We start from the raw sequence: 12525 nt of genomic DNA on the forward strand, positions 1-12525 counted from the left end.
GAAGGCCTGAAATCAGGTCTTCCCTTCTACTCTTCAAAATAATTCCTGTTCGGCTAATGTTTTATATCTCCTATATCTTTCTTCTGCATGCTTCTCGGCAAGTTCAAACATTTGCCCGGCTACATCGGGAAATACATTCATTAACTGTGAATACCGCACCTCGCCATGGATAAAATCTTTAAAGTCATTGGTAGGTTCCTTTGAGTCAAGGATAAAAGGATTCTTGCCTTCCTTTCTCAAGTCAGGATTAAATCTGTAAAGGTGCCAATATCCGGCCTCAACAGCTCTCCTTTCCTCCATAATACTTGTTCCCATACCAGTTTTTATTCCATGACTCACGCAGGGAGAGTATGCAATAATCAACGATGGCCCTTTATATCTCTCTGCTTCATTAATAGCCTTTATGGTTTGATTCATATCTGCTCCCATCGCTATCTGGGCTACATAAACATGCCCGTAAGTCATTGCTATCAGACCCAAATCTTTCTTTCTGATCTTTTTACCCGCTGCCGCCAGTTTGGCAACACTTGCTGTAGGTGTAGACTTTGAGCACTGTCCCCCGGTATTTGAGTATACTTCTGTATCCATAACAAATAAGTTTATATCATCTCCCATTGACAGAACGTGATCAACTCCACCAAAGTCAATATCATAAGACCAACCGTCACCGCCGATAGCCCAGACAGACCGTTTGATAAGGTAATCCTTCCTTCTCATTATATCTTCAATAAGCCTGTCCCCCTTGTAATCATACTTCTGAAGAACTTCAAATATCATTTTTGTGGCTTTCTTCGATGCATCTCCGTCATTCATGCAGTCCAGCCAATTCTTTAAGGCATTTTTGATTTCAGGATCAAGGGATGAATCAGCTGCCTGCTCCATCAGCTCAGCCAGCTTTTCTCTTATCTGCTTTACACCTAAATACATACCGTATCCGAATTCCGCAGCATCCTCAAATAAAGGATTTATCCATGCAGGTCCCTTGCCCTCGGCATTTGTAGTATAAGCTACAGAAGGTGCATAAGCTCCCCATATGGATGAGCAGCCTGTAGCATTTGAAATCATCATCCTGTCTCCAAAAAGCTGCGTAAGAAGCTTAATATATGGCGTTTCTCCACAGCCGGGGCATGCGCCGTTAAACTCAAGTAAAGGTCTTACAAACTGACTTCCTTTCAGTGTCTTAGGGTCCATCAGATCATCCTTTGCTGTAACAGTCATAGCAAACTCCCAGTTTTCCGACTCCATTTCCATTTCCTGTTCTGCCGGCTTCATAATCAGTGCTTTTCCTTTTGCAGGACAAACATCGGCGCAGTTGGCACATCCGGTACAATCCAAAGGAGCAATCTGAATACGGAACTGAAGGTGTTCCAAGCCCTTACCCGCAGCAGTTTTTGTCTTAAAGGTACCGGGTTTGCGTTCTACTTCCTCCTCATTCAGCAGAAAAGGCCTTATAGTTGCATGGGGACAAATATAAGAGCATCTGCCGCACTGTATGCATTTATCAATTTGCCACTCAGGGATCATTGGAGCAATTCCACGCTTTTCATAAGCAGTGGTTCCAAGAGGAAATGTACCGTCTTCCACTCCGGAAAATGTACTTACAGGCAACTCATCCCCTTCATGCCGCGCCATAGGTCTTTGAATATTTTTTACAAAGTCGGGTTCTTTCTTCAGAGGTATTTCTTCATCCTTTGCTTCAGCCCATGTAGAGGGTATCTCAACTTTTGTCAGTGCTTCCAGAGCTTTATCAATAGCCGCTTTGTTCATCTCAACAATATCCTGACCCTTTTTACCATACATTTTTTCTATAGATTTTCTCAGATAACCCAGGGCATCATCAACAGGAATCACATTAGCCAACTTAAAAAATGTCGCCTGCATAACCATATTAATCCTGTTTCCAAGTCCCAGCTTAGAAGCTATAGCCATGGCATCAATAATATAGAACTTTATTTCATTTTGTGCAATATATCTCCTTGCAGGGGCAGGCAGTCTTTCTTCCAGTTCATTGATATTCCACGGACATGTAAGCACAAATGTACCGCCTCTCCTGAGCCCTTTAAGAAGATCATACTGGTATACAAACGATTTATTGTGACATGCCACGTAATCTGCGTTATAGACAAGATATGGCGATCTTAAGGGTTTGGGACCAAACCGGAGATGTGAAACGGTAGTACCTCCCGACTTCTTACTATCATAGGAAAAGTAGGCTTGCGCATGCATATCGGTATTATCACCGATAATTTTTATTGCGGTTTTATTTGCTCCGACAGTGCCATCAGAGCCAAGACCCCAAATCCGGCAGCTGATAGTGCCTTCCGGTGTAGTATCGATAATATCCTCCTCCGGAAGGGATGTATACGTAACATCATCAAAGATGCCGATCGTAAACCGGTCTTTTGGCTTGTCCTTTTTCAGATTATTAAATACTGACATAATTTGTGACGGCCTGGTATCTTTGGATGAAAGCCCATATCTTCCGCCTACAATTACAGGACTGTTTTGATGGTTTTTAAAAGCTTTGACTACATCCAGGTATAAAGGCTCTCCTGTTGCACCAGGCTCTTTTGTCCTGTCCAATACTGCTATTTTTCTCACAGTTTTAGGGATGACATTCAGAAAGTGGGGTTCAGAAAACGGCCTGTAGAGATGTACTCTGACTGCCCCTGCCTTTTCTCCCTTCCCGTTTAGATAATCGACAGTTTCATATATTGTATCACTTGCCGACCCCATAGCCACAAAAATATATTCTGCATCCTCCGCACCGTAGTAATCAAATAACCTGTACTTCCTTCCGGTTATTGAGCCGAGACTGTTCATATACCCTTGAACGATATCAGGTATAGCTTCATAAAAAGGATTGGCACTCTCTCTTTGCTGGAAATAGATATCCGGATTCTGTGTCGTTCCCCTTGCAACCGGATGTTCAGGACTTAATGACCTATTTCTGAACTCTTCTATAGCATCGTAATCAACAAGGTTTTTTATATCATCATATCCAACCACACCAATTTTTTGATACTCATGTGAAGTTCTGAATCCATCAAAAAAATGTATGAAAGGGACTCTCGACTTGATTGCCGCTAGATGTGCTATAACACCAAGATCCATTACTTCCTGTACATTAGTTGAAGCAAGCATTGCAACGCCTGTCTGGCGGCATGCCATTACATCCTGATGATCGCCGTATATGGATAGTGCATGAGTTGCTACAGATCTTGCAGTAACATGTAGAACACCAGGCAAAAGCTCACCTGCCATTTTATAAAGATTCGGGATCATCATAAGAAGTCCCTGTGCTGCGGTATACGTTGAAGCCAGTGCACCGGACTGAAGTGAACCTCTCATTGCAGCAACAGCACCTGCTTCAGACTGCATCTCAATTACTTTTACCTGCTGACCGAAGATATTTTTCATTCCATGTGCCGACCACTCATCCACGCCCTCTGCCATAGGTGTTGATGGAGTTATAGGGTAGATGGCGGCTACCTCTGTCAGCGCATAAGAAGCATAAGCTGCCGCCTGATTCCCATCCATAGTCTCTATTTTCTGCATAAAATTTCTCCTTTACACAATTGAATTAACTAACACAATGCGTTAACTTAACAATTAATAAACGTAGATTATTATTCCACTTATTGATTATATAAATGCAGAAAAGAACACAAGTCAAAGTATTGATTCTGAGGTATCAGTTATTAAAAATGGTGTTGACATATGCCGGTCCAGAAATGAAGGGCAGTTATTCCGCCCCCCATCCGTCTATGTGTCTATTGTCCCACACTTCTGATTTATACCGCATTGTGTACGAAGGATACAATCGCATCAATCGGTATATCTGTTACAGAGCCTACTGTTGCTACAGGGTAACCATTCCATCCTCCGGCAGTAATAGCTCCGATTTCACTTGCGGGAAGTATGGGGCCACCAGGCATGCTGCCATATCCGCCGCAGGTACCACCCCTATATCCGTCTGCACCCACATTAAATCCGGCACAGGCGTTTCCAAGTGAGCATCCCGGAGGTGGGCCTATTCTGGTAATAAGACGTACGAATACATCGTTTACGGATAACACTACTCCTGTAAAACCAGACCCTGACTGTCCTCCGCTGGAAGTAAATATTGTTACAGTTTCACCAGCATATTTTGCAAGAAGTGCTGCAAAATTACCACCAACAAATCCATTTGACATACTTTTCACACCTTTCTTTATAACTTCAAACATAATTTTTATTCTGTTTTATTTTATGTTAATATCCGGAGTTCTGTTACAAAGTGTGGTAATCTGTTAGAATTGGATCTGTTTCATTGGCAGTACTTTTTTGCTGGTTCACTGGTGATATCTATCCGAATTTTCTCGTTAAAGTCCGTATTTCTTGTTTTGTTAGGTGAATATACACTGATATCCAAGCTGATACAGTTTGTTTTCTCAGAATTCCCTCCTCCCTGACTAAGGATATCATAGCCTGTTACATAATTAAATTTTATTGGCATTATACGACCATAGGCATCCATTATGTTAAACTCCAGTTTATCAATCTTTGAGTCTATAGGATTTGTCCAGTAAGGTTTAAAACCAACTCCCACTACTTTTCCCTCAGCCCCGGAGTTTGGAATTCTTATCATACACCCCTGACGCACAAGATTTGCCAGTGTGTACTTTAGTTTTTCAATCTCGGTATAATTCATATATTTCACTCCTTTCAACAAATTGGTTATTTATTTCTTTGCATTAGATTATCCATAAAAGTTAAAACCTACATCATATATTGTAGTTTATGTCAACTTTATTAATGGTGTTCCAGATGCCGGAAACTACCATACAATATTCGTTCATTTCTTTCATAGACAACAAAAAAATCAACCATTCCGGTTGATCCTGCAAGTAGGCATTAATGCCCTTTTTTCTTTTCTTTCTTTTTCTCCTGCCTTTTTTCAAACTGTTTGACAATTTATTAATAATACTTCTTTTTTAAAAAACATGGTGCCACTTTTCTTTGTGACACCGTGGAAACAAGTAATATTATGCCTTAAAAAATGCAACTACCTTCATTAATTTATCTACACCTGCTTTTGATTGTTGGACTTTTTGTACTACCTGGTTAGCTGTTTCTGCAACAGCTGTCGTTTTCCTCAAAATCCCCTGCGTACCGTCAGCAGTTTCGTTGCTTGCCTGAGATACTTGAAGAATTGCTTTTGATATGTTTTCTATATCATTTAGCAGATGCTGGAACGTAACCTGCATATTATTCATCAACTGATCTACCAGAACGGCATCCTCCTTATAATGCTCCCCTGTATCAACCATCTTTTTATAATCCTCGATAACCTGATGATCTATAAAATTCAGCAGCTGATTAGAAAATTCAAGAAGATTGTTTGCAGCCAGCACAACATCTTCATTTACGCGTTTTATCTGAGCTACAGTTTTACTTGAATTCTCAGCTAACTTCCTTATTTCTTCTGCAACCACAGCAAACCCCTTCCCTGCTTCTCCCGCTCTCGCAGCTTCAATCGCAGCGTTCAGGGCAAGCAGGTTGGTCTGTGAGGTAATAGTTAATACCGAGTTTGATAAAACATTGATCTGATCGATTGATTTCAGTTGTTCCATTGCTGCTGCCAGTTTCTTATGCGTATCAGCATATACTTCATTTGCGTGTCCATGAGAGGAGATTGCATTCTCTCTTAAGGTATCCGCTCTTTGCTTTATATTATGAACCAGCAGAGTATCATTTTTTACTGTCTGCACTACTCCCATTATAGCCTTTTCGATTTCCTGTGAAATGGAATTCATTTCCTCCGTAGAGGCAGCCGTCTCTTGCGTATTGGCAGCTAATTGCTCCGTGGTTTCAGCTACCTCATTAAAATTTTCATTCAAGCTCCTCATGTTTTCTGTAGTGAAGGTTACCAAACCGGAAATCTCAGTGGATTCCTTTATTGTTTCATTGACTATATTCTTAATAGCGTTGCGCATTGAAATGATCGATTCAGCTATTTTGCCAAACTCATCGCAGGTCGTCATTTTTATTTGAACAGTCAGATCACCTTTGGCGATGTTTTCGATATTTGAAACAATATCCTTCAAACTGATCTGAATGGACTTAGTGATTCTTCTCAGCGTCAGTACCGATTCAAATACAATTCCGGCAATTACGATACCATAGTTCAATGCTGCATTAGATCCGTCTATAATATTATTGAATATTCCATATCCAATGGCAGAAAATGAAATAGCCGAAGCCCACACAATCGTGATTACAAGTATTGTTATCTTGTGTAATAAGGTAAAGTTTACCGTATCACCTTTCTTCATCTCAATATCAGCTAACGCAGGGTTGGACAGCAATTTATAGTTAAACCTTTCAGAGCCTGCATAATTGATAATAAAGCCCAGAGGTGCAGACATAATTGCTGCAGTAACACAAACAATCAGTCTCTTCAATGAGAAATCAGTAATTAATGCTGCAAACACCGGTATGGACGATGCGGCATATATCCACCTGTAAAATGCTGAAATACCTTCTTTCAAGGGCATATTCAAAAGTGTTTTTTTAATATTATACAATTCTTCTTTAGAAACTTCGGAAGGCTTGGATAAACATTCGGATATATATATATACTTGCGTTTTTGTACCACACCATGGAAAAAGCTGAGGACTGCTGGTATTAATACTCCTATAATGCACCCTATAAATGCAGTCCGGCTTTCCATATACCCCCCCAAAATAAGTACAAAATACAGGGCCACAGGCAGCGGGACAGTGTAATTAAAAGGTTCAATCTCAATAACTGATCTCCAGAAGAGTTTCTTGTTTTGGTTCATATAACCCCACCTTTTAGATATTTAGTTGAAACAATGGTAATAATTAGAACTAAAAAGACTTGTACAATAAATATATTCTACATATCTCGACATTTTCCTCCTTTAAATATAAAAATTTAAAATCGGTACATTGTATAAGCTGAATTCAGTCTGTTATGCCAGTCAATCTAACGAGTTGTGCTGGTTTGGCTTTAAGTTATACTGCATAGTAAAAGGGGCTGCCGCAAAACCAACTTACTCAGTTAGCTTTGCAGAGCCCCCATATCCTCTTTATGTTCAGACAGTTTCTAGGTTCCTGTCAAGCTGTTTTCAGCTTTAGAGAAGTATTTCTTCAGTTCTTCATAGTTTGCTTTTGAATTGTGCCTGGGATCGCGGGGTATCTTGTCCATTACAAAAAATTCATCTATATAGCCGATATCCAATTTCTTTATTTTTTCCATTATTCCATCCTGAAAGATTTCTTGGTTTTTCAGCAGTTCAAGGACTGCCATGATTTTCTCTCCCAATTGGATTACAGCCGCAAATCCTATGTCCTCGACACCAAGTAATATATTTTCTACCGGAAGGGGGTATATAACTTTTTCTTTTACACAAATCCTGTTTTTAACCCTTCCAAAAAAAGTCAGATTCCCCTGTCCGTCTGTCGAACCTGCATCTCCAGTCCTATGCCAGAGCCTTTCGCCATCAAATATTTTATTTATTCTGTCTGCCTCCTGGTTGTTGACATATCCTTTTAGCACATGAGGCCCGGCTACTATGATCTCCCCAACTTCTCCATTCCGTACGGTATAGGAGTCTAAATGTTCCTCATTATCTACTTTTATCGCTCCATCGTATGGCTTTATCACTTTTAGATATATCTCGTCAACTATCTTTCCCACCGGAAGCCCGTTAGCCATATTTGCCCTATAGATATTCTCCATGGAATTCATACTTATAGGAACTGCTTCAGTAGCTCCGTATATAACTCTTATATCCGTACCCAGAAATGCTTTGCATAATTTTTCCGCAATTGAGGGAAAAACAGGAGAGCCGCCTATAGTAATCTGCCTTAATGAAATCTTTTCGCCACCTGACATAATGTATGAAGAGAGTTTTTCAAACAAAGCCGTAGACCCTGTCATGGAGTTTACCCCAAGAGACCGCACATTCAGGGAAACCCATCCGCAATCGACATTTGAAGGCTCAGCCGGATTAAACGACGGAATTACACTGGTGATTCCAGACAAAAGATTGCTCAGCAAAAATATGGGAAATGTAACCATATTGATTTCATCAGGCTTGTGTCCCAAGTACTTTGAAAGTATCTGATGCTGTATCATAAAGAACCCGTGAGTCCTTCTTGCTGCTTTAGGAATTCCTGTGCTTCCTGTAGTGAAAGTAAAAATCGCTTCATCCTCATCCTCCATATTTTCCAGTAAAAGCAGATCATCACTTTTTGTTAATCTGCTGCAGCACATCATGCTGCAATCAATCTGCTTAACGTAATCAGGAATACTATATGATTTACCAAGCTTATTTGATATTATTGCTGCTGTTGGGTTTGTAATCCCAATAGAATCAGAGAGCCTTTCCCCGTCTACCCATGCATCTATAAAGACGGCCACAGCGCCTATATAAAGTACGGAAAGCACAGCAACATATGTCTCATAGGACATAGGTATAAAGACAATAATCCTGTCCCCTTTTCCATAACCTTGCCGTTTTAGCTCCTTTGCAAAAGCTTCAACATGGCGCACCAAGGTCAAATAGCTGTAATTTTTATTTACACCTCCGGAGCAATCTACAATTGCAGCTTTTGTCCCATTGATTTGTGCATTTTTCAGAATAGGCAGTATAACATTTTTCATGTAACATCACCTACAATGAATCTCTTGTAAAAGAATGCCCCTGCTTTTCCATACAGTCCCTCTGAAAGCTCTTTATCAACTTTGAAATTGACACCGGAAGGTGCCAGTCTGTCAACGAACGCATTATAGTATGCAATTCTCGCTCCCTTTTCAGAGGATGCAAGAATCCTGGAAAATGCATTTTTATACTCCTTGGCATTCATATACTCGAAAATATTTGAAAGATTAAACGCATCATACCTGATACCTCTGTTCTGCTTAAGGTAGTCCAGTAGATTCGCCTTTACTATCTTAACTTTGGAGAGTCTGTTTTTTATCAAGCCGTAATTCTCCTTTCGAAGGTACAGAGGGAGTGCATGCATTGGAAAATTTCCAGTAAATACATAATTAAAGTACGGATTTTTATATATGGGTATAGAGGTAAATGCATATTCATTTCTTTCCAGCATAAAATCCGACATGTTCTGCTCCACATACTTATAGAAATTGGGATCACGGCCGAAACGCCCGAATATGGTATTGCTGTATAAAAATTTTATCAACAACCTCCACCGCAAGTTGTTCCACTCTTTATAGTAAAACCTTTTCTGCTGTTCAGGGTCTTTTTCTTCAAGCAGCTTTTTTAGTTTATCCTCATTAAAAAAGTGAACAAACTTCAATGAATTACGCAGCATTGCAAAAAACCCTTCCAGTTTTCCTGCATGGATGATTCCTGTTTCGATAAGCTTGGGTCTTTCTTCCCAAAAACCCCTTGCCTGTTTGGAAATATCCTTCTTTAAGCAATTATATATCTCAAGTCTGTTATCCGAATCAATTACTCCTAAAAACTTCAGCATATCTTCGTAGTTTAAATTCCCGAATGCACTCATTCTAAGCTCCAGACAGGCAATCTGGGCATCACTTAAATCTATGGCAGTTACGCTGTCCGGATTGCTTACAAGAAGAGCAAGTGAATTATCCCCTGCTGAACAGATAGAGAGGCATTTATCCCCTTCACCGATACGCAGCCCTTCTACAAGAATATCCGCATCTTCCCAACAATTCGAATACCTAATGAAATCAAAACTTGTTGCAGAAACAACCTTACTCAAGCCTGTCCCCCCCTTTTATTCCACTGCTATTTTTTCGATAATACCGGTTGAACCATTCATTCTTATCCGCTCATTATCGGGTATGACTTCTGTTACTCTTCTGACACCTACTATTGCAGGAATGCCCATCTCACGTGCCACAACAGCTGAATGTGAAAGGGGACTACCCCTCTCAATTACTATACCCGATACTGAAGGGAAGAGCGGTACCCAACCCGGGTCTGTTCTTTTGGCAACTAGAATCTCTCCATTTAAGTTTGCATCTACAGGAGACAATACGATCTTTGCTATTCCCTCTATTGTTCCGGGACTGCATGGAATTCCCTTCAATGTCTTTGTGTCCTCGCCATAATCTATATATTCCACTTCATCCTCCGAAAGTATTTCCACAAAGTTCCTTTTATACATATCTCCATAGAAGTACATCCTTTCATGGGGTTCGGTATTGTTATCCTCTTCGAGCTTCTTTTTCCTTGCAGAAATTATGTCCTTGATTATCGCAGTATCTATAGACCTGCCTTCCACAAGTTCAAAAATATCATTGAAGTGCAGGAAGTATATATCTTTGTAATGCTCAATCAAACCATCTCTTTCAAAGTTCCTTCCAATTGCATTAAACATGCTCCTAAATACTCCATATACCTTCGTTCGCATAAAACGGAGCTGTTCCCTGTTTTTGATGGCTCTTCTCGCATTTTTGAGTATCCAGCGTGTCCATAGTTTTTGCCTCCCCTTAATCCGGCTGAAAAGCATCTGTTCAGCCTTTAAGCGGATCTCTCGCTCTTTACGGGACATATCCTGAAGGTCGATGGCAGGTTTTCTGAGGTAGTTTTTTATCATTGTAAAAAGGAATGCCGGGTTTTCTTTCAGTGTATCTTCTTCAAGCTTCATTTCATTCATACATCTGAAGCCGTATTCAGAAATATATTGCTTTAAGATTTCCCTTATTTCATCATACCTTTCGTTTTTTGTGTTCAGAATAATGCTTATTAGTTCGTCTTCGGTATTTTTGCTGAACAACTTGTACAAATAGCTGTCTTCACGGATTATATTGGAAATACGGATTATCTCTCTTGTAGGCTTAGTGCTTTCTACATCTCCCTGTCCACAGAGCAGGTCATTTTGCAGACCAGCCTTATCCTCAATATCCAACGCTGCAATCCTCTTTGCCAACATCCCATAGAATATCATGACAGTAAAATCGTTAATAATCGGAGAGTCCCAGTTTCCAAAGGTTTTCTTCTCAACGTAAAGGTACTTTTCCAGAATTTCCCTATTGCTATAGCCTTCAAATTTCTCATTCAGATATTTTCCTGTAGTCTCGTAAAATTCTTTGATAAATCTGTTCTTTATGGAATCAGAAAACAAGTAAAGGTACATCACCTTAAAAATCCCCTTTAGCAAGCGGGGATAATCCGAGAACAGCCTCTTAAAGAATGACGGGCTCCTCTCCTTTTCAAACTTCGCAGTTGCCTTCACTCCCATCATGTTTTCCATAAACCATTTGTTGTATTTGTATCCGGGAAACAGCATCATCCCCTCATACCAGCTGTTTAAGTTGTAATATGCCCTGCTGTTGAAATATGATATCTTGTTTCTGAATGTTGCAGCAAGCTCATCAATCCGCTTTTTTGAGGTGCCTGCCAGAAAGTAAAACCTCCTGTAAACCATCTCATATATCCTCACAGAATAGGAGAAGGTCAACGGGGTTATGACTCCTGGATAACTCTCAATTATGTTTGAATTGTCAAGGACAGTCTTACGCTCTCTTTTATTGATCCTGCTCATAATCGTGATAGGCCTGGACTGGAGAATATAAATGTTGTTGTCCTTGATACACCACTCTATATCCTGAGGGAAACCTCCAAAAACATGCTCGATTTTTCTTCCAATCTCATACAATTGGAGTACCTGTTTATTGCTTACCGACGGTTTATCTACATATTGGGTCTCTACATCCACTTTTTTTGTCCCATACCCAGCAGAAGCATTAAAGGTTATTTTATGCTTCTTTGGCAATATGGAACTCTTAACTATATTGCCCGATTCATCTATGACCCACGAGTCTGCATCCAATTCACCTGAAACTATTCCCTCGCCTATTCCGTACACAGCATTCAGCAAGGTCTGGTCAGGATTATTGTTTAAAGGATTCCCAGTAAAAAGGACTCCTGAAATCTCCCCGAAAACCATCTCCTGAATAATAACTGCAGGCCTTACAGACTTAAAAGGCAGTTTATTAATAAACCTGTAAGACATTGCACGTTCCGAATATGCGGAAATAAAGCAGTTTTTAATTGATTTTATAAGCTGTTCGTCCAGCTTGATATATAAAAAGCTGTCCAATTGTCCTGCAAATGAATGCTTCGCAGAATCTTCATCAGTAGCTGAGGACCTTACAGAAAAATACCGTCCGGCAGTTTTCCCGAAATAATTGTTAATTGCTGAAAGCACCAAGCCCTTATGCTCAGCAGAAAAAGGTTTTTTCTCAATCAGTTCAGATATGTTTCGTACCAGTTCATCAACTTCATCTTTACTTGTACATTCCTTTTTCAGCAAGGAGTTCAATTCCTCCATTGAGCTTCCCATAAAAGATTCAAAAAAGTCTACCGTCAACGTTATAAATTTTGGTACCCGGATTCCCTCTCCAACCATTACAGAAAGGCTTCTGGCTTTTCCTCCAATCCGGTATACATCAGGTATTTCTCCTGAATTATAATAAATCAAACTTGACATTCCGACACCCCCAAATTCTTA

Annotated in this window: 7 protein-coding genes; all 7 read right to left on the reverse strand. The window is 40.0% G+C overall.

Going from position 1 to position 12525, the window contains the following annotated elements; all coding sequences use genetic code 11:
* Positions 1-33 precede the first annotated feature (33 nt).
* Positions 34-3558, reverse strand: coding sequence for a pyruvate:ferredoxin (flavodoxin) oxidoreductase (gene nifJ, locus N3I35_15600; protein ID MCX8131503.1), 3525 nt, complete (start codon positions 3556-3558; stop codon positions 34-36).
* 236 nt (positions 3559-3794) lie between these two features.
* Positions 3795-4196, reverse strand: coding sequence for a hypothetical protein (locus N3I35_15605; GenBank protein ID MCX8131504.1), 402 nt, complete (start codon positions 4194-4196; stop codon positions 3795-3797).
* 113 nt (positions 4197-4309) lie between these two features.
* On the reverse strand, positions 4310-4693 hold the full coding sequence (locus tag N3I35_15610) for a hypothetical protein (GenBank protein ID MCX8131505.1): 384 nt from the start codon (positions 4691-4693) through the stop codon (positions 4310-4312).
* Between the two features lie 334 nt (positions 4694-5027).
* Positions 5028-6827 carry a methyl-accepting chemotaxis protein gene (locus N3I35_15615; protein MCX8131506.1) on the reverse strand — a complete coding sequence of 600 codons (1800 nt, stop codon included), beginning with the start codon at positions 6825-6827 and terminating at the stop codon, positions 5028-5030.
* Between the two features lie 287 nt (positions 6828-7114).
* Positions 7115-8677: an AMP-binding protein gene (locus N3I35_15620; protein ID MCX8131507.1), complete on the reverse strand. Its 1563-nt coding sequence runs from the start codon at positions 8675-8677 to the stop codon at positions 7115-7117.
* A complete protein-coding gene (locus tag N3I35_15625; protein MCX8131508.1) occupies positions 8674-9768 on the reverse strand; it encodes a BtaA family protein in 1095 nt (364 codons plus the stop codon). The genes N3I35_15620 and N3I35_15625 overlap by 4 nt, the downstream gene beginning before the upstream one ends.
* A gap of 15 nt (positions 9769-9783) precedes the next feature.
* Complete coding sequence (locus N3I35_15630; GenBank protein MCX8131509.1) at positions 9784-12504, reverse strand: PEP-utilizing enzyme; 2721 nt, start codon at positions 12502-12504, stop codon at positions 9784-9786.
* Positions 12505-12525: the final 21 nt, after the last annotated feature.

This window comes from Clostridia bacterium (genome assembly GCA_026414765.1).
In the GTDB taxonomy this organism is placed as follows: domain Bacteria; phylum Bacillota; class Clostridia; order Acetivibrionales; family DSM-27016; genus SKW86.